Origin of the sequence: Streptomyces sp. NPDC059743 (assembly GCF_042732975.1) — a bacterium.
GTDB lineage: Bacteria > Actinomycetota > Actinomycetes > Streptomycetales > Streptomycetaceae > Streptomyces.
In genome coordinates this window covers 66,063-83,347 of the sequence record NZ_JBHWGS010000012.1, presented here as the reverse complement: position 1 = coordinate 83,347, position 17,285 = coordinate 66,063, and the positions used below count along the sequence as shown (strand labels likewise).

The following is a 17,285-nucleotide window of genomic DNA, read 5'->3' as shown; positions in this document are numbered from 1 at the left end:
ATGCTAAACTCCGGGTTATGAATCACGACACCCTGGTCAAGCGGCAGTTCGGGCACCGTGCCCGGCTTGCGCTGTCGCCTGCCGAGGTGCTGAAGACGGACGACCAGGCGCACGCGGCCCGCACGATGTGGAACTGTCTGCACGCGTGGTGGCAGATGATGCCGAAGGAGAAGCGGACGCTCGCGAACGCGGACGCCGCGATCCGGCAAGCCCGTCAGGACATCGATTTCCTGGCAGTCCTGCCCGCCCAGGCCGCGCAAGCGGTCCTCAAGACGTACTTCCAGGCCTGGAAGAACTGCTGGGACGGGCGGGCAGACGCCCCGAACTTCAAGGGCCGCCTCCGGTCGGTGATGTCGGTGGACGTTCCGCAGGGCCGTGACCTCAACATCACCCGCGTGCACCGCCGCTGGGGCATGGCCAACATTCCCAAGGTGGGCCGGGTCCGCTTCCGCTGGACCAAAGACCTGCCGGTGGGCAAGCACGCAGGCGCGGAGAACCGGATCACCGGGGCCCGACTGGTCAAAGACGCGCTCGGATGGCACATCGCCTTCCGCGTCCAGACCCTTGAGATCAAGCCCGAACCCCACACCGGCCCCGAAGTCGGCATCGACGTCGGGATCAACGTGCCCATCGCCCTCTCCGACGGCGAAACCTACGAGCACGGCGAGTGGCTGACCGCCAAGGAGAAGGCCAGGCTCCTGCACCTGGAGCAGCGCGCCGCGCAGCGTAAGCAGCACCGCAAGCCCGGTGAGCGCAACAGTCGTCGGCTGCACCGCACCTATGACCAGATCGCAGGACTGCGCGCGAAAGCCAAGCGCCGGGCACTCGACTGGCAGCACCGTACGACCACCGTCATCGCCAAGCGGTACGGCACTGTCGTGGTCGAAGCACTCACCATCACGAACATGGTCAAGTCTGCCAAGGGCACCGTCGAGGAACCGGGGAAGAACGTTGCCCAGAAGTCTGGGCTGAACCGCTCCATCAGCGGCGAAGCGTGGGGCCGTACGGTCACGATGCTGACCTACAAGACCGCCCAGCATGGCGGCACCCTCCACCAGGTCCCGGCCCCCAACACATCCCGGCGATGCTCCGCATGCGGTTTCATCACGCCCGGGAGCCGGGAGAGCCAGGCCGTGTTCGTATGCAAGAACCCGGACTGCGGCTGGTCGGGCAACGCCGACCACAACGCAGCCCGAAACGTCTTGCACCTGTACCGGATGGGCCTCGCACTCATCCCGGCTGCCGGGAGGGCAGTCGTCAGGCGCGCGAAGCGCGTCAAGCCCGCTGCCGCAAGGTAAGCAGGAATCTCCCGGCTTCAGCCGGGAGAGCACTTCAATACGCGGGACACGGTCTCCTTGACGAGGAAGGACGGCTGCATCTGTCGCTGACCGGCACCGATCCCGACACCGTCGGCTTCAGCGCCATACCCGTGGATCTGATCCTGCGCCTCGTCGGGCGCGCCCGCGCGAAGGCCCGGGTGCTGATCCTGGACTGCTGCTTCTCCGGGCGCGCGGTGGCGGCGATGGCGTCGCCGCGCAGCGTCGTCGCCGACCAACTGGAGCCGTCGGGAACGTACACGCTGACCTCCACGACACAGACCGCGCCCTCGTTCGCTCCGCCCGGCGAGCCGCACACGGCGTTCACGGGCGCGCTGCTGCACGCACTGGCCGGCCCGGAGCCGCTGACGCTCGATGAGATCCACGCGTTCGTGGACGCCGAACTGGCCGGCCGCGGCCTGCCTCGTCCGCAGCGCCGGGCGGTGAACGCGGCCAGCACGCTCACGCTGGTCCGCGCGCCTGTGCCGACGGCCTCGGAGGCGTCCGGCTCCGCCGTCTCCGTATCTGTCCCGGAGGAGGCCGTCTTCGGGCGGCCACCGTTCAGGCCCTGGCTCCGTGGGTTCGCCAGGCTGTTCGGCTGGACGATGACGCTGGCCGCTCTGGTGACCACGTACTACCTCTGGGTGCCGCTGGAGGGCGGGCCGGGCACCGTGATCTTTACTTTGGCCCCGCTGCTCCCAATAGGCGCCTGGGTCGCCTTCATCCAGACCAGCCGCCCTCGTCTGACGGTGAGCGCCACTGGCCTGTCGTACTCCCGCGATCTGGTCCTGGGTTACCACACCGACATTCCTTGGGAGGACGTCATGTTCGTCGGACTCCTCCACAGAGCCAAACTGGAGGATGGGGACACCACGACGACGTACGAGAACATCCTGCTGGTGCGGCTGCGGCCGGGCGTCGCTCCACTCCTGCTGCCCTCGCTGGGGGAAGGGCAGCTCGACAGGCTGGGTTACCACACGCTCGGCACCCTGAAGGAGTTCGACGCCGATCCGGTCCTCCTGCGTGATGCCGTACTTGGCTGCGCTCCCGCCCGTTACAGCACCAACGCCGAACTCCTCGACATCGACCCGCGCCTCGCGTCGCTGACCTGAGTCGCTGACCTGATCCGTACAGCCGACGGACCGTCAGTGGTCGTCAACGATGCGGACGGCGATGCCGTCCTTCAGCGTGACCTCCGCGGAGACGCCCGACTTCGCCGCCGCCTCCAACTCGGCCTCCGTGCAGGGCGTGGCGGCCTGGTTGTTCGGGTCGTCGGTGCCGCAGATGTCGCCTGTGCCTTCGATGTCGGTGTCCTCGGCGAGCCAGAAGGCCTGCTCGACGCCCTTCATGTCGCTGACGGTGTACTTGCCGGGCGCGAGGTAGCTCACATTGCCGAACCAGGTACCGGTGACGCCCTCGCCCTTGCCGTTGCTGGGCACGCTGGTGTCGGTGCCGCCGTCTGTGGCCTTCGCGTTGTCGGCCGGGGCGGCGGTGTCCTCGGCCGGAGCGTCCGTGGCGGCTTCCGGCGGCGAGGTGGCGTCGGCCGGCTTGGCCGACGTATCCGTACCCGCACCCGCGCTCGTCCCCGTGCTGCTCCCGGTCCCGGTCGTCTCGGAGGTGCCCTGGCAGGCCGTCAGCAGCGCGGTGGCCGCGATGAGGGCGAGAGTGGCGAGGACGGTCTTGCGGCGGTGGTTGCGAGCCATGATGTCAACGCTCCGTGTGGCTGGTGGGTGGTGGCCGGTGGTGATCACCACTGTGGCCGGTGCGCCGCCGGAGAAGAAGAGCCGTCCTGGAGTGAGGACAACGCTGTCGTCGCTCTGTGACATTCGGGACCGCCTCGGGTTCACCGGGCCCGGGTCCAGGCCCCAGGCCCAGGACTCGGTGAATGACTGCGGCCCAGTCAGGTCAGGTGCCGTGTCCCGTGCCGTATCTCGTGCCGGATGTCCTGCGGAGCAGCCGCCGTACGCGGGCGCGTGTCGTGGCCGGGTGGCGCGCCGAACAGGCGGCGGTATTCGCGGTTGAACTGCGACGGGCTGTCGTAGCCGACGCGATGGCCGACGCCCGCGACATCGCCCGCGCGGGCGATCAGCAGTGAGCGGGCTTCCTGGAGACGGATCCGTTTCTGGAATTGCAGCGGGCTCATGGCCGTGACGGCGCGGAAGTGCCGGTGGAACGCCGACGCGCTCATCCCGGCCAGCCGCGCGAGGTCCTCGATCCGCATCGGTTCGGCGTAGTTGTCACGGATCCACCGGATCGCCCGGCTGACATGGGACAGCCCGCTGTCGGCCGTGCCGATCTGGCGGACCATACCGCCGTGCGGGCCGGTGAGCAGGCGCCAGAGAATCTCCCGTTCGATCAGCGGCGCGAGCACGTGCGCGTCCGCCGGGCGGTCGAGCAGCCGCAGCATCCGGGCCATGGCGTCGAGCAGCTCCGTACTGGCCTCGCCGGTCGCGATCGCGGGCGGACCGGCCGTGGTGCGTGACCGCCGTACGGCCGGGACCTCCGGTGGGACCTCCAGCAGGAGCGGTGCGATGGCGGTCGGCCGCAGCACCAGCCCGATGCCGAGCGCCGGGACCTGCGGGCCGGCACCGAGGAAGTGGCCGGTGACGGGCAGTTCGGCGGTGACGACGAGGCACTCTCCCGCCCGGTACTCGTACACCTGGTCGCCGAGCAGCAGCCGCTTGGCTCCCTGCGCCATGACGACCAGCAGCGGTTCGGTCAGCGAATAGTCCTGCTCCGCCGTCTCCACCTTGGACAGCAGCAGCCCGTCGATCGACGTTCGCATATCCGGCCGGGCACGGGCCGTGATGATGCCGCGGATCTCGTCCAGGAGTTCATGGGTGGTGGTGTGCACACCTCACAGAAGCATCCGTACCGCCCGCAGGGCAAGCCGGTTCCCGCCCGATCCGTGCGAAGCGAAGAGGATTGTGCAAGAGCTTGGGCGGATCGGTCTGCCGCGCGCCCTGCGGCCCGCGCTTCGATGGTCATGACGGTTTCGGCGCACGGACCGACCATCTGGACCTGTACTGGCTGCACAACTGGGACCGGCAGACGCCGATCGAGGAAACGCTGCGCACGCTGGACGATCTCGTGCGCGCCGGCAAGATCCGTTACATCGGGTTCTCGAACACTCCTGGCTGGGTGACGGCCCAGGCTCAGACGATGGCGCTGCTGAAGGGCTGGACTCCGCTGATCGCGTTGCAGGTCGAGTACTCGCTGCTCGCGCGCACGGTCGAGGGCGAACTCGCGCCGCTCGCGCGCGACCAAGGGATGGCGCTGGTCCCGTGGAGCCCGCTGAAGAACGGTTTCCTGTCGGGCAAATACCGGCGCGGCGGCCAGGTCACCGACTCCGCCCGTGCCGCCTTCGTCGGCGGTCCCGGCGAGGACGAGTTCATGGTCATCGACGCCGTCGCCGCGATCGCGGACGAGCTCGGGACCACGTCGGCGGCGGTCTCGCTGGCATGGCTGCGGGCCCGCGAGGGCACCGTCGTACCGATCCTCGGCGCGAGGCGCGTGGAGCACCTTGAGAGCAACCTCGCCGCCCTGAAGGTGACGCTCACTTCCGAGCACCTTCAGACGCTGGACAAGGTCTCGGCGCCGGTCCTGAACTATCCGGCGCCGCTGCACGGGGCGCTGCGGTCGATGCTTCAGTTCGCGGGGACGACGGTCGACGGTGAGGCGTCCGGCGTGTATCCGCCGCTGCTGGAGAGCGCCGTCCGCTACTGAGTCCCGGGCGGACCGGACGGGCCCGCCTTCCCGGGGTCCGCCTTCAGGAGGGCGCGGGCGCGGGCCATCTGGTCCGGATCGGTGAGCGTGAAGCGGCCGACGTGGAGGCGGGTGTGGCCGTACATGACTACGCCGAGGTCAATGGTGCGGTCCACGTCCATGGTCCAGGCGGCGTGCGGGAGTTCGAGCGTGCCGGGCTTGGGAACGGTACGGGCGCTCCACCCGACCGAGATCAGCCAGCACGCCTCGGCGAAGCCTTCGGTACCGGCCGACCCGTACATCAGCGCCGGCTCATGCCGGGCGGCCACATCCATCAGACTCAGATCGGCCATACCGGGCACGGGCACATACCCGACGAGAGCGGTCTCGCCGTACGCGCCACTGGTCGTATAGGCGACAAGGCCATACCGCCCGGGCCACCGCTGCAACAACCGCGCCACGGTCACCCGCCCTTCCCCACCCACACTCCCAGCCACACCCGCGCTCCCGTCGTCCGTGCGGATGATTACAAATCACCACGAACGGAACGTCAGGGACACCACCGGCGCGCCCGGCGAGCGATTACTCGCGATTGCGACAGGTGATGGGGCCCGGTACGGGCCCCTGTGCCGCCTCCGGTGCCTGGTCCTCAGGCCGGGCGTTCGGCCATGACGACCACACTCGGGCCGCTGTGCTCATCCGGGGGGAGCCGGAGTTCGGCGACCGGGCGCAGGCCGGCCTGCTCGATCAGGTTTACGAACTGTTCCGGCCGCCATTTGTGTGTCGTCCAGCGAACCGGTACGCCTCCGTAGGCCTCGGTGCGCAGCGCGTCCTCGTCGCCGACGTGTGTTCCGGTGATGAAGTGTCCGCCCGGCTTCAGGGCGCGCGCGAACAGGGCGAGGACCTGAGGAAGGACGTCGCGGGGGAGGTTGAACAGTGACCACCACCCGAGCACGCCCCCGAGGGACGCTTCGCCGAGGTCGAGGTCGGTGGCGGAGGAGACGCTGAAGCGGCATTCCGGATGGAGACGGCGCGCGTTCTCGATCATGCGTGGAGAGAGATCGACTCCGGACACGTCGAGTCCGCGTTCGGCGAGGTAGGCGGTCACCGTTCCGGGCCCGCAGCCGACGTCGAGGACAGGCCCGAGCTCGCTCACGGTGTCGGCGAAAGCGTCGATGGACGCCTTGAGCCATGGATGGCGACGGATGTCGCCCATTCCCGTCGTCGCCACCATGTGGGCGTAGTTGTCAGCCACCCGGTCGTAGGACTCACGGACCACGTCGAGATCGGCCGGGCGATCAATTTGGTGTGCACGCATCAGCCAACAATAGGACGACGGCCGAACGGGACAGTTGGCCGGTGCTGGGCCCGGTCAGATGGTCAGATCACCGGGGGGCGGCCCAGGGCTGTCATGCGGCCCACTGTGCGCCAGCTGATCGGGTGGCGGGTGCCGCAGGCTGTGCGTACGCCCTCGAAGAAGCCGCCGAACCAGGCGCGCAGGCCGCTCGCCGAGCGTGTGCGGGCCAGGGTCAGCAGGATCCAGGTGCCGAGGTAGAGCGGGACGAGCAGCGCCGGCAGATGGCGGCGGGCCAGCCAGACGCGGTTACGGGCGGTCATCCGGTAGAACTCCGCGTGCCGGGCGGGCGAGGTGCGCGGATGCTGGAGCACCAGCTCCGGCTCGTAACGGATCGTCCAGCTCGCGTCCAGCGCACGCCACGCGAGGTCGGTCTCCTCGTGCGTGAAGAAGAACTCGTCGGGCCAGCCGCCGATCTCGTCCAGCATCGGCATCGACAGCGCGTGACCGCCGCCCAGGAACGTGGTCACCTCGCCGCCGCGCATCGGATCGTCCACCCGCAGCCTGGGCACATGCCGGCGCGCGGTGAAGCCTGTCTCGTCCGCGATACGGAAGCTGATGATGCCGAGCCGTGGATCCGCCTCGTACAGATCGGCGACACGGGAGATCACATCGGCCTCGATCAGCAGGCCGTCGTCGTCCAGATCCACCAGTACGTCGATGTCGCCGGCCTCGCGGAGCTTACGCAGAGCGACATTACGGCCACCGGAGACGCCGAGATTTTGCTCCAGTTCCACTCCGATGACCCCGTCGGGCAACTCCGGCAGCGGCGCGCCGTTGCCGACGACGACGATCCGGGCGGCGGACTCGCGCTGCTTGGCCACGGAGTCCAGCAGGGCACGCAGCTCGACGGGCCGGGTTCCCATGGTCAGCACGGCCACACCCACACGCGGTCGGGACACGTCCAGATCACCCCAGCTCTCGGTAACGGCGGAACTCGATGCTAACCGCCGGCAGCCATACTGCGGCTACTGAAAGGTATCCCCCCGGATGCCATTAGTTCATCTTTACTCTCTGTGGCCGCTCGTTACCGTCGCTCTCTGTGGCTGCCTGTTGTCGTCGGTGGCTGCCGGTTGCTGTCGCCCTTCCCGTAGCCCTTCCCGTCGCCCGTTCCCCACCGGGCACCGGGCCCGGCCCGGCTTGTAACTCCCGTATGCCGTACGCCCATAGGGCCCTCGTCACATCCGGCGGAGCGCCATGTTCTTGATCAGGCCGCTGTGGGAGACTGCCCGCATGGCGGCGGGCGGTGGTGGGGAGTGAGTGAGCCGCGCTCTGCGCCTACCATCGGGCAGCTCGTCCTCAGCAAGCAGCTCCAGTCCCTCCGCGAGAAGGCGGGACTCAGCCGTGACGACGCCGGCAAGCTGCTGCGTGTCACCGCCGCGACCATACGGCGTATGGAGATGGCCGAGGTCGCGCTCAAGATCCCGTACGTCGAGTTACTGCTGCCCGCGTACGGTCTCTCCGACGACGAGCGCGCCGTCTTCCTCCAGCTCACCGAGGAGGCCGCGAAGCCCGGCTGGTGGCAGCGGTTCCACGATGTGCTGCCCGACTGGTTCGGCGGCTACGTCAGCCTTGAGGGCGCGGCCAAGACCATCCGCTGCTACGAGCCGCACTTCGTGCCCGGCCTGCTCCAGACCGAGGACTACGCGCGTTCCGTCCTGACCTTCGGCGAGATCGGCAAGGCCGATCCGGAGCGTGTCGAGCGCCGTGTCGCACTGCGGATGGAGCGGCAGAAGCTGCTCACGCGCGCCGAGGCGGCGCCGGTCTTCTGGGCCGTCATGGACGAGACGGTCCTCCGCAGACCCGTCGGCTCCGCCGAGGTCATGCGGGACCAGATCGACAAGCTCCTGGCCTTGGCCGAACTGCCCAATGTGACGCTCCAGATAGCCGAGTTCGCATCCGGCCACCACCCGGGCACGTACAGCCCGTTCGTCCTCTTCCGCTTCTCGATACCCGAGCTGCCGGACATCGTCTATATCGAGTATCTGACCGGCGCGCTCTATCTCGACAACGCCCGTGAGCTCTCCGAGCACAGGGAGGCGATGGACCGTATGGTCGCCCATGCGGAGTCCGCCCGCCGGACCAAGGAGATACTCACCGACTTCCGCAAGGAACTGTGACGCGGCCCCAGTTCCCGAGTTCCCCAGTTCCCGGTCTCCCAGTTTCCCGCTCGCGGCACACGCGACACACGCGCCGTACCTCGGCACACGCGCAGATCACCATCACGAAGTCAATGGATTTACGGAGTTCCCGATGACGGCAGGCACCCCCAAGCCCCAGGTCGACACCAGCAGGCCCCACCCGGCGCGTGTGTACGACTATCTGCTGGGCGGCAAGGACAACTACACGGTCGACCAGGAGATAGGGAAGAAGCTCCCCGACGCCTCGAAGCAGGACGCGCGGCTGAACCGGGCCTTCATGCACCGCGCCGCCGCCTGGGTCGCCCACAGCGGTATCGACCAGTTCCTCGACATCGGTACGGGCATCCCGACCGAGCCCAATCTCCACCAGATCGTCCAGGGGATAGCCCCGGCGTCCCGGATCGTCTACACCGACAACGACCCGATCGTCCTGCGGCACGCGGAAGCCCTGCTGATCAGCACGCCTCAGGGAGTCACCGACTACATCCAGGCCGATGTGCGCAGGCCGCAGGAGATCCTCGACCACGCCCGCGGTGTGCTGGACTTCGGCCGGCCCGTCGCCCTGTCGCTGATCGCCCTGATGCACTTCATCCCGGACGAGGACGATCCGTACGGCATCACGCGCGTCCTGGTGGACGCGCTGCCGGCGGGCAGTCTGTTCCTGTTCTCGCACGGTACGGCCGACTTCCAGCCGGACAATGTGGTGGGCCATGTCAACGACACGTACGGGAAGGGCGGTATCTCGCTGCGGCTGCGCACCCGCGCCGAGGTCGAGCGGTTCTTCGACGGGCTCGACATGGTGGATCCCGGGCTGGTGACGGCGCCGCGGTGGTACAAGGACACGGCGGCGCCCGAGGACGAGCACAGCTCGTTCTATGTGGGGGTGGCGCGCGTCTGAGGCCCGGCCGAGGCGTATGAGGTCCGTCGGCTGCCTGTCTGCGGCCTATGTGGTGATGCCGCCTACCCACACGCTGGTGATCGCGCTGATGTAGCGCGCGCCGCAGTGGTCCGAGGGCACGACGAGCTGACTGCCCGTCGACTCCAGGCTCCGTCCGTCCATGGCGGTGGCCAGCAGGACCGGTACGTTGCCGAAGTCGGCGTCCAACTCCGCCCAGGAGAGCACCGTATGGTGCCCGTCGCCGCCGGTGACGGCGAGCAGGAAGCGCGAACGGTCCTTGCGCCGCCGGGCGTCGAAGGCCGGCTTCGCCGAGCCGACCACCTCGCGGAGCAGCGGGCCCTCGAATGTGTGGTGCCGTGGTCCGTCGGTCGCGCAGTGGAAGACCACGTCGGCGCGGTGCTGCTGCCACCGCTCACGCAGGTCCGCGACGGTCAGTGAGACGGGACGCTCGACCTCCCCCTGGAGCAGCAGGGAGAGGTCGCGGGACGGTGGTGCGCTGGTGCCGGTACTGATGCCGGATCGGCTCATCGGATTCCCCCTCGGGAGGCGGCTGCCACAGTTGGTGATGCCCAGCCGTCGGGAGAGGGAATCTCGGATACGAGCCAATCGTGCTTCTCCGCCTCGCTGATGTGAGCCGTGAGGGCCGGATGGGGTGGCAATCACGTGTGTCACGTGTGTCACGTATGTCGTTGGGGCGGTCTGTCGACATGGACGTGCGTTGACTTCACCCGGGCCGTGACCGTCGCGCCGACCTGGATGTCCAGCTCCTCGACGGCCTCCCGGGTCACCAGCGAGACCAGCCGGTGCGGCCCGGACTGGATCTCCACCTGCGCGACCACATCGTCGAGCACCACCGCCGTCACGATTCCGGCGAACGCGTTACGGACCGAGGTCAGCGGCTCGCCGGGCACCGGATGCAGTCCCACCGCCCGTTCCTTGGCGAACGCGGCCAGGCCCACGCCGTCGATCAGCCGGTTGCCGGAACCGTCCCGTCGCATGGCCAGTTGACCGCCGTCGGCCCAGCGGCGGACGGTCTCCGAACTCACGCCGAGCAGTCCCGCTGCCTGGCCAATGCTGTACGAGGGCATTCCGGCACTTTAAGCCGTGTCCGGTGTCGGGGTACGAAAGAGCCCGGCCGGTTTCCCCCGCCGGCCGGGCCCTTCCACGCGCCGTACGGCGCTTCCCCCGTTCCCCCGTGCCCCCCGTTCCCCCGTGTCCCCCGTCCCCCCTGTCCCCAGTTCCCCCTACATCAACGCCACGGTGTCAGTCCGTGACCTCGATGCGCCCGTTGGCCTCGGTGGTCTTGGCCGGGACCTGTGCCGGGACCTGCGCCGGGACCTGCGCCGGGACCGTGGCCGACCCGCCCGTACCCTTCCCGAGCGTCCTGCCCGCCGCCAGGCCCTTCAGCAGCTCCGCGAGGTCGACTCCCGTGGTGGAGCTGAGGAGTTCGACGCCCTGGGCCACGTTGTCGGCGACCGTACGAGCGAGCTGGCCCGCGCCGTCCGTCGAGATCACCGTCATCTTGTCCACCGCGCTCAGCGGCTCGGACGCCTTCGCGACCACCGAGGGCAGCACCTCGACCAGCATCTGGAGGACGGCCGCGTCGCCGTACCGCGCGAACGCGTCGGCCTTCTTGTGCATGGCCTCCGCCTCCGCCGCGCCCTTCGCGCCGATCGCGGCGGCCTCCGCCTCGCCCTCTATCCGTACGGCAGCGGCGAGCGCGGCGCGGTGCGCCTTCTCGCCCTCACCGGTGAGACGGGAGCGTTCGGCGTCGGCCTCGGCCTGCTTGACCAGGGCGATACGACGGGCCTCGGCCTCCTGCTCGGCCTGGTAGCGGGCCGCGTCGGCGGGCTTACGTACCTTGGTGTCGAGTTCGCGGTCGGTCAGCGCGGCCTGGCGCTGGGCCACCTTCTCCTGCTCGGCGAGTACGTCCTGCTCGCGCGCCGCCTGGGCCAGCGGGCCCGCCGCCGCCGCGCGCGCCGCTGCCTCGTCCGTCTCGGCCTTGATCTCGGCCTGCTTCAGATAGAACGTCCGCTGCGCGATCGCGATCTCTTCCTCGGCCTTCAGCCGCGCCTGCTCGGCGGCCCGGCGTGCCACCGCCTCCGCGATATCGGCCTCCTGCTTGGCGCGGGCGGCCTCGGGACGGCCGAGGTCCTCCAGATACGAGCCCTCGGTGGTGATGTCCTGGATCTGGAACGCGTCGAGCACCAGGCCCTGCCCGGACAGGCTCGCCTCGGCCTCTTCCGCGACCTGTCCGGCGAAGGCCGCGCGGTCCCGGATGATGTCCTCCACCGACATCCGGCCGACGATGGAGCGCAGCGCGCCGGAGAGCACCTCCTGTGTGAAGCCGACGATGCCGCCCTGCTGCTGGAGGAACCGCTGCGCCGCGGCCCTGATGGAGTCCTCGGTGCCGCCGACCTTGACGATGGCCACACCGTCGAGGTTGGCCTTCACTCCGCGCAGCGTGACGGCGCCGCGCACGGCGACCGGGATGTGCCGGCTGGACAGGTCGAGCGTGAACTTCTGCTGGACGAACGGCACGACGAACACTCCGCCGCCGACCACGACCTTCTGGCCGCTGGTGTCCATGGACACCCGGCCGGTGGCCGGATCGGTGGACGACTTGCCGCGGCGGCCGGTGACGATGAACGCCTGGCTGGGCCCGGCGACCTTGTATCGCGTGATGACGGCCAGTGCCAGCAGGGCGACGAGTACGACGACCCCCAGCACGGCGATGACGACTGGACTCATTGTGGCCTCTCCCTTGCCCCCCGAGGGACGGCAGTTCGGATCGGTGCGCGCGGAAGAACGTTCCACGCGCTGCGCTGGTTCACGGGGGTGTTTGCCGGCACGGCTGTTTTGGCTGCCGCGCGGACGGCCGACCGGTACGGGTCGGCGCCGGTATCGGTCAGCGCTGGACCGGGCGTACGGAGACGGAACTCGACGAGAGCGTCGCCTCCACCCAGATCTCGGCGCCGTACTCCACCGGTTGCTCGCTCTTGGCGGAGTACTTCACCGTCTGGCCGCCGAGCCGCAGCAGCACCTCGCCGTAGCCGGTGGCCGGAATCGCGGTGACGACCGTGCCCGCGGTGCCCACGAGATCGTCACCTCGCGGAGTCGCCGCGGTCTGGTCGCGCATCAGCGCCCTGCTGAACTTCCAGGTCAGCCATCCGGCCACCACACCGGCCGCCGCCCCCGCGACGGCGGCCGGTCCCGTACCGAGATCCGTGGTGCCCTGGACGATCGCGCCGCCGAAACCGAGCATCGAGACGAATCCGGCGATCACCGGCAGCGACAGCAGCCCGTCGAAGAGGCCGTTGAGCATCCCGACGCCGCCGAAGAGCCCTTCCAGAATCCCGTCGAAGATCAACGAGAGGACGAGCAGCACGATCCCCGCGATGCCGAGACCCAGAAACAAGGTCATCGGACCCACCTCCCCACTGCCCCGGATCCCCCGCGGTCTCCCTCGGGCAGGGCGCCATGTTCCCATTCGTGGACGGCCGTGCGCATTGCCGGTTTCCGGCAGTCTTAACGCGTTCTTGATGCCGACTGCCGACGGCTGCCACTTCTGGCCACCGGCTACACCTACACCCACGCCTACGGGCTCAGAATGGTTTCGCCGGCCAGTCCAGCAGCCTGGCCCCGATGACGGCCGTCTGCAAGGTGTAGCGATGCATGGGGTCGGCGGGATCGGCGCCGGTGAGCTTGTGGATCCGCTCCAGCCGGTACGTCAGGGCCCGTACGCTCAGCGACAGTCGGCGCGCCGCCTCCGCCGCCACACAGCCCGCGTCGAAGTACGTGGAGAGCGTCTCCATGAGCGGCTGGGCGCCGCCCCGGGCGGACTCCAGCGGACCGAGTGTGCCGAGGACGAGTTCGGTCATGGCGTGCCGGTCGCGGGTGAGCACCGGATAGACGAGCAGATCGGCGGCGTACAGCACGGGCGCGTCCATGGCGAGCCGGGCGGCGAGATCGAGGACGTTCAGGGCCTCCTCGTAGGACTGGACCACTCCGCCCACGCCGGGCTGCGAACGGCCGATGGCGACCCGGCCGCCGTCCGTGGCCGCGAACGCCTGCTTGGCGAAGTAGGTCAGGACCTCGCCCTGGTCGCCGGGCGCGATGCACACCAGCCGGCCGGCCTTGGTGGTGAGCAGCACGCTGCGGTCGCCGAACCGGCCGATCAGGGCCTGTTCCACGGCGCGCGGTACGGGCTCCTCCTCGTCGTACGGGACGGCGCCCTCGGCGACCGCGACGGCGTGCGCGTACGAGAGCCGCAGCCCGAACCGCTCGGCGCGCTCCGCCAGCCGCCCGAGATCGCTGCGCCCGTACAGCAGGTCGTCGATGAACTCCCGGCGCGCGGCGGCCTCCTGGCGTACGGCGAGCCGCTGGGCGCGTTCGTAGCCTTCGGCGAACGCGTCGACGGCCTGCTCGACGGCGGCGAGGACACTGTCGACGGTGCCGCGGCCGGAGGCGATGCCGTAGCCGGAGGCCGGAAGGGAGCCGTAGCCGGAGGCCGGGCCCGAGGTGGCGCCCGAGGTGGCGGCGGTGGCGGCGGTGGCGGGCCAGTGGGCGCGGGCCTCGGCGAGATGGGCGACGACGAGGGCGCGCAGTCCGAATCCGGCCTCGGCGGCCTGCCGTCCCAGCTCGCGGCGGGCCAGCAGTTCGTCCCGGGTGAGCCGGCGGCCGGTCGAGGCGACGGCCGCGAGGATCTTCGCGTACCCGGTCAGATACGCGTCGGGTATCGCCGTCGGGCCCGTCTGGCCTGTCTGCCCTGTCTGCCCCGCCTGGCCTGTCTGCCCCGCCTGGCTCGTCTGCCCCGTCACGTCCACTCCCGTCTGCGCAGTCCGCACCGTTCCACCGTCCCCACCCGTCTGCTCCCGTTCGCGTCCGCGGCCCACGCCTTTCTAACCCATGGCACCCGTGACACCCATGGCGCGCCGGTGCCGCTGACGTGCCGGACACCCGCCGCGAGACAGGATGGCGGGACACTTCGGGAGGTGAGCGGCCATGTCGGAGATCGGACGTGCGCTGTCCATCGCGGGATCGATGGCCTGGGAGATCACCTGGGCGCTGATCCTCGGCTTCGCGCTCTCGGCGGTCGTACAGGCGGTGGTGCGCCGCTCGACCGTCGTACGGCTGCTGGGCGACGACCGTCCTCGTACGCTCACCGTGGCCGCGGGCCTGGGCGTGGCCTCGTCGTCGTGCTCGTACGCGGCGGTCGCGCTGGCGCGTTCCCTCTTCCGTAAAGGCGCGAACTTCACCGCGGCCATGGCCTTCGAGATCGCCTCCACCAATCTGGTGGTCGAACTGGGCGTGATCCTGGCCCTGTTGATGGGCTGGCAGTTCACTCTCGCGGAGTTCGTCGGCGGGCCGGTGATGATCGTGATCATGGCGGTGCTGTTCCGGATCTTCCTGCGGGAGCGGCTGCTCGCGCGGGCACGGGCGCAGGCCGCCCGAGGTCTCAGCGGCTCCATGGAGGGCCATGCGGAGATGGACTCCTCCGTACAGCGCGAAGGATCCTTCGCCCGGCGGCTCTTCTCCGCCGAGGGCCATACGGCGGTGGCGCATGTCTTCGTCATGGAGTGGGCCGCGATCCTGCGCGATCTGGTGCTGGGCCTGCTCATCGCGGGCGCGATCGCCGCCTGGGTCCCGGACTCCTTCTGGAGCGCCTTCTTCCTTGACGACCATCCGCTGGCCGCCAAACTGACGGGCCCGCTGATCGGCCCGCTCGTGGCGATCGCCTCGTTCGTCTGCTCCATCGGCAATGTGCCGCTGGCCGTGGTGCTGTGGAAGGGCGGCATCAGCTTCGGCGGTGTGATCGCCTTCCTCTACGCCGACCTGCTGATCCTGCCGATCCTGAACATCTACCGGAAGTACTACGGCCCGCGCATGACGGCCCTGATCCTCGCGGTCTTCTTCACGGCGATGGCGGCGGCGGGCTACACGGTCGAGTTCCTCTTCGGCGCCCTGAACCTCGTCCCGGACCACTCCCACGCCCGGCTCCCGGACGAGGGCGTCTCCTGGAACTACACCACCGCCCTCAACATCGCCTTCCTTCTCCTTGCCGCCGCCCTGATCCACCGCTTCCTCCGCACCGGCGGCCCGGAGATGCTCCGCGCGATGAACAAGACGAACAAGTCGCCGAGCGAATGAAGGCTCAGCAGACACGAAGGCTGGAGGCTCAGCCGGCCGGCATGAAAGCTCAGTCGGCATGAAGGCTCAGCCGGCCAGGTGCCCGCCGAAGTCGCTGTAGGCGGTCGGGCGGGCGAGGGCGGCGGGACCGAAGACGGTGGAGCCGGTGGCCGGGAAGGACGCGGCCGGCGCGCCTCGGAGGTAGGTGACGGCGCCCGCGTCGTTGTCCTCCTGGAGTGCGGAGACGGAGAGGTCCGCGTAACCGTCCCGGTTGATGTCCGAGGCGAGGAGCACGGCACCGAAGTTGTCGATGTCCTCGGTGGTGCCGGGGACGCCCGGGGTGTTCTGGGTGAGGGCGCGGGCGCCCGTGCCGGTGACGCCCTTCGCCGAGCCGCGCAGCAGGATCACCTCGCCGGCGGACATCATCCAGTCGGGATCGGCGCCGAAGGACTGGCCGGGAGCGCCCGCCACGAGGTCGCCGTAGCCGTCCTTGTCGAAGTCGCCGATGGCCACCGAGGAGCCGAAGCTGTCTCCGTACTCGCTCACGCCCGGCACGGTCGCGCTGTTCTCGGTGAGGGCCGTACGGCGGGTGGCGCTGGGGCCGGAGGCGGTGCCGTAGACCACCGACACCTCGCCGCCCTTGGAGCCGCTGGGCTCGTCGGCGGGCTCGTCCGGGTTGCCGATGGCGATGTCTCCGTAACCGTCCTTGTCCAGATCGCCGATCGCTGCATTGGTGCCGGCCGGCAAGGTGCCTCCCTTGACCAGTCCGGTGCTCGCGCCCTTGTAGAAGACGGACGGGCCCAGGATGTCCTTGTTGAACTTCCGGCCCTGGACGACGAGATCGGCGGCGGAGTCCTTGGTGACGCGGCCCGCCGTGAGGGAGGGCCGGTCGACCGGCGAGTTGTAGGTGGTCAGCTTGCCGTGGGCGCCGGACTTGGCGAACGGTCCTCGTACGAGACGGATCTTCCAGGACGGATCGGTGTCTCCCTGCGCGACGATCGCGAGATCGGGCTTGCCGTCGCCGGTGAAGTCGCCGGCCGCGATGCTCGCGCCGAAGTAACTGCCGTACAGCGGCTGCGGATTCGGTACGGTCGTGGCACCGCTGAGGCCCTTCGCGCCGCCCCAGACGATGACGACCGTACCGGCCGCCTGCCCGCCGGAGGTGTCCTCCTCGGAGGCGGAGACGGCCAGATCGCTGTATCCGTCACGGTTGAGGTCGGCGGCGGCGAGGGCGTGGCCGAACCCGTCGTCCTTCTCGGCGCTGTCGGGAACGCCCGCGCTGTCCTGGCTGATGATCGTACGGCGGGTGGGATCGAGTCCCTTCGCGGTGCCGTACACCACGGCGACATACCCGGCGCCCGCCTTGGTGCCGACCTTGCCCATGGCCGCGGCGATCGCGAGGTCGCGGTAGCCGTCGCCGTTGAAGTCGCCCTGGAGCCCGGAGGGCGCGGCGGAGGCGCTGCCCGTTCCGGCGATCAGGGCTCCGGTGAGGGCTCCGGCGGCCAGTGCGGTCGCGGTGGCTGTGGCCAGGGTGGTGCGGAGCGTTCTGGTGCGGGGCATGCGGGTCTCTGTCTCCTACATGGCATGGCATGGCATGGCGTACGGGCGCGTATGGGTGGAGACTCCCGGTGCGGCGGGATGGTTGTACGGGGCAGCGGTGCTGCACGGGCACGCAGCCGGGGAGAAAACCCCGGCTGCGTGCCCGCGTAACGCGTATGTACATATGGACGGTGGACGGTGGA

17 protein-coding genes are annotated in these 17,285 nt (G+C 69.6%); 6 read left to right on the top strand and 11 right to left on the bottom strand.

What is annotated here, in order from left to right; translation table 11 throughout:
- Positions 1 to 17 precede the first annotated feature (17 nt).
- Both ACFV6H_RS21970 and ACFV6H_RS21965 read left to right on the top strand, forming a co-directional pair.
- The gene (locus tag ACFV6H_RS21970) at positions 18 to 1,298 is read left to right on the top strand and encodes an RNA-guided endonuclease InsQ/TnpB family protein (protein ID WP_384979135.1); all 1,281 of its coding nucleotides are present in this window, start codon (positions 18 to 20) and stop codon (positions 1,296 to 1,298) included.
- 131 nt (positions 1,299 to 1,429) lie between these two features.
- The gene (locus ACFV6H_RS21965) at positions 1,430 to 2,428 is read left to right on the top strand and encodes a hypothetical protein (protein WP_385544651.1); all 999 of its coding nucleotides are present in this window, start codon (positions 1,430 to 1,432) and stop codon (positions 2,426 to 2,428) included.
- A 33-nt stretch (positions 2,429 to 2,461) separates the two neighbouring features.
- On the opposite strand, the gene ACFV6H_RS21960 is transcribed toward ACFV6H_RS21965, so the two are convergent.
- Together ACFV6H_RS21960 and ACFV6H_RS21955 are read right to left on the bottom strand one after the other, a co-directional pair.
- The gene (locus ACFV6H_RS21960; protein WP_385544648.1) at positions 2,462 to 3,142 is read right to left on the bottom strand and encodes a hypothetical protein; all 681 of its coding nucleotides are present in this window, start codon (positions 3,140 to 3,142) and stop codon (positions 2,462 to 2,464) included.
- A gap of 74 nt (positions 3,143 to 3,216) precedes the next feature.
- Entirely contained in the window at positions 3,217 to 4,101 is an 885-nt protein-coding gene (locus ACFV6H_RS21955; RefSeq protein ID WP_385545060.1) for an AraC family transcriptional regulator N-terminal domain-containing protein, read from the bottom strand.
- A gap of 152 nt (positions 4,102 to 4,253) precedes the next feature.
- On the opposite strand from ACFV6H_RS21955, the gene ACFV6H_RS21950 reads away from it, so the two are divergent.
- On the top strand, positions 4,254 to 5,042 hold the full coding sequence (locus ACFV6H_RS21950) for an aldo/keto reductase (RefSeq protein ID WP_385544645.1): 789 nt from the start codon (positions 4,254 to 4,256) through the stop codon (positions 5,040 to 5,042).
- Here the strand turns inward: ACFV6H_RS21950 and ACFV6H_RS21945 are convergent.
- From ACFV6H_RS21945 to ACFV6H_RS21935, 3 genes are all read right to left on the bottom strand, one after another.
- Positions 5,036 to 5,518, bottom strand: a complete 483-nt coding sequence (locus ACFV6H_RS21945; protein WP_385544642.1) for a hypothetical protein — start codon at positions 5,516 to 5,518, stop codon at positions 5,036 to 5,038. The genes ACFV6H_RS21950 and ACFV6H_RS21945 overlap by 7 nt on opposite strands.
- Before the next feature lie 152 nt (positions 5,519 to 5,670).
- A complete protein-coding gene (locus tag ACFV6H_RS21940) occupies positions 5,671 to 6,339 on the bottom strand; it encodes a methyltransferase domain-containing protein (RefSeq protein ID WP_385544639.1) in 669 nt (222 codons plus the stop codon).
- Between the two features lie 62 nt (positions 6,340 to 6,401).
- A complete protein-coding gene (locus tag ACFV6H_RS21935) occupies positions 6,402 to 7,277 on the bottom strand; it encodes a glycosyltransferase family 2 protein (protein WP_384782940.1) in 876 nt (291 codons plus the stop codon).
- A gap of 354 nt (positions 7,278 to 7,631) precedes the next feature.
- On the opposite strand from ACFV6H_RS21935, the gene ACFV6H_RS21930 reads away from it, so the two are divergent.
- Both ACFV6H_RS21930 and ACFV6H_RS21925 read left to right on the top strand, forming a co-directional pair.
- Complete coding sequence (locus ACFV6H_RS21930) at positions 7,632 to 8,495, top strand: helix-turn-helix domain-containing protein (RefSeq protein WP_385544635.1); 864 nt, start codon at positions 7,632 to 7,634, stop codon at positions 8,493 to 8,495.
- Between the two features lie 133 nt (positions 8,496 to 8,628).
- Positions 8,629 to 9,414 (top strand): SAM-dependent methyltransferase, encoded by a 786-nt coding sequence (locus tag ACFV6H_RS21925; protein WP_385544632.1) that lies wholly within the window; start codon positions 8,629 to 8,631, stop codon positions 9,412 to 9,414.
- 45 nt (positions 9,415 to 9,459) lie between these two features.
- Here the strand turns inward: ACFV6H_RS21925 and ACFV6H_RS21920 are convergent, their stop codons facing one another.
- The 5 genes from ACFV6H_RS21920 to ACFV6H_RS21900 all read right to left on the bottom strand — a co-directional run bounded on the left by ACFV6H_RS21920 (position 9,460) and on the right by ACFV6H_RS21900 (position 14,153).
- Positions 9,460 to 9,942 carry a molybdopterin-dependent oxidoreductase gene (locus tag ACFV6H_RS21920; protein WP_385544629.1) on the bottom strand — a complete coding sequence of 161 codons (483 nt, stop codon included), beginning with the start codon at positions 9,940 to 9,942 and terminating at the stop codon, positions 9,460 to 9,462.
- Positions 9,943 to 10,091: 149 nt separating this feature from the next.
- Positions 10,092 to 10,502: a molybdopterin-binding protein gene (locus ACFV6H_RS21915; RefSeq protein ID WP_093595958.1), complete on the bottom strand. Its 411-nt coding sequence runs from the start codon at positions 10,500 to 10,502 to the stop codon at positions 10,092 to 10,094.
- 175 nt (positions 10,503 to 10,677) lie between these two features.
- On the bottom strand, positions 10,678 to 12,165 hold the full coding sequence (locus ACFV6H_RS21910) for a flotillin family protein (RefSeq protein WP_385544626.1): 1,488 nt from the start codon (positions 12,163 to 12,165) through the stop codon (positions 10,678 to 10,680).
- Between the two features lie 157 nt (positions 12,166 to 12,322).
- Positions 12,323 to 12,838, bottom strand: coding sequence for a hypothetical protein (locus ACFV6H_RS21905; protein WP_384979106.1), 516 nt, complete (start codon positions 12,836 to 12,838; stop codon positions 12,323 to 12,325).
- A gap of 181 nt (positions 12,839 to 13,019) precedes the next feature.
- On the bottom strand, positions 13,020 to 14,153 hold the full coding sequence (locus tag ACFV6H_RS21900) for a PucR family transcriptional regulator (protein ID WP_385545057.1): 1,134 nt from the start codon (positions 14,151 to 14,153) through the stop codon (positions 13,020 to 13,022).
- 265 nt (positions 14,154 to 14,418) lie between these two features.
- Between ACFV6H_RS21900 and ACFV6H_RS21895 the strand changes: the two genes are divergently transcribed.
- Positions 14,419 to 15,564: a permease gene (locus tag ACFV6H_RS21895; RefSeq protein WP_385544622.1), complete on the top strand. Its 1,146-nt coding sequence runs from the start codon at positions 14,419 to 14,421 to the stop codon at positions 15,562 to 15,564.
- 66 nt (positions 15,565 to 15,630) lie between these two features.
- Here ACFV6H_RS21895 and ACFV6H_RS21890 read toward each other — a convergent pair whose 3' ends face one another.
- Positions 15,631 to 17,103, bottom strand: coding sequence for an FG-GAP and VCBS repeat-containing protein (locus ACFV6H_RS21890; RefSeq protein WP_385544619.1), 1,473 nt, complete (start codon positions 17,101 to 17,103; stop codon positions 15,631 to 15,633).
- Positions 17,104 to 17,285: the final 182 nt, after the last annotated feature.

What these genes read in the sequence shown, in the direction of transcription:
- ACFV6H_RS21925 (WP_385544632.1), top strand. Translation starts at nt 8,629, where the DNA reads ATGACGGCAGGCACCCCCAAGCCCCAGGTCGACACCAGCAGGCCCCAC.
- ACFV6H_RS21905 (WP_384979106.1), bottom strand. Translation starts at nt 12,838, where the DNA reads ATGACCTTGTTTCTGGGTCTCGGCATCGCGGGGATCGTGCTGCTCGTC.
- ACFV6H_RS21970 (WP_384979135.1), top strand. Translation starts at nt 18, where the DNA reads ATGAATCACGACACCCTGGTCAAGCGGCAGTTCGGGCACCGTGCCCGG.
- ACFV6H_RS21890 (WP_385544619.1), bottom strand. Translation starts at nt 17,103, where the DNA reads ATGCCCCGCACCAGAACGCTCCGCACCACCCTGGCCACAGCCACCGCG.
- ACFV6H_RS21955 (WP_385545060.1), bottom strand. Translation starts at nt 4,101, where the DNA reads ATGCGAACGTCGATCGACGGGCTGCTGCTGTCCAAGGTGGAGACGGCG.
- ACFV6H_RS21910 (WP_385544626.1), bottom strand. Translation starts at nt 12,165, where the DNA reads ATGAGTCCAGTCGTCATCGCCGTGCTGGGGGTCGTCGTACTCGTCGCC.
- ACFV6H_RS21895 (WP_385544622.1), top strand. Translation starts at nt 14,419, where the DNA reads ATGTCGGAGATCGGACGTGCGCTGTCCATCGCGGGATCGATGGCCTGG.
- ACFV6H_RS21920 (WP_385544629.1), bottom strand. Translation starts at nt 9,942, where the DNA reads ATGAGCCGATCCGGCATCAGTACCGGCACCAGCGCACCACCGTCCCGC.
- ACFV6H_RS21940 (WP_385544639.1), bottom strand. Translation starts at nt 6,339, where the DNA reads ATGCGTGCACACCAAATTGATCGCCCGGCCGATCTCGACGTGGTCCGT.
- ACFV6H_RS21915 (WP_093595958.1), bottom strand. Translation starts at nt 10,502, where the DNA reads ATGCCCTCGTACAGCATTGGCCAGGCAGCGGGACTGCTCGGCGTGAGT.
- ACFV6H_RS21960 (WP_385544648.1), bottom strand. Translation starts at nt 3,142, where the DNA reads ATGTCACAGAGCGACGACAGCGTTGTCCTCACTCCAGGACGGCTCTTC.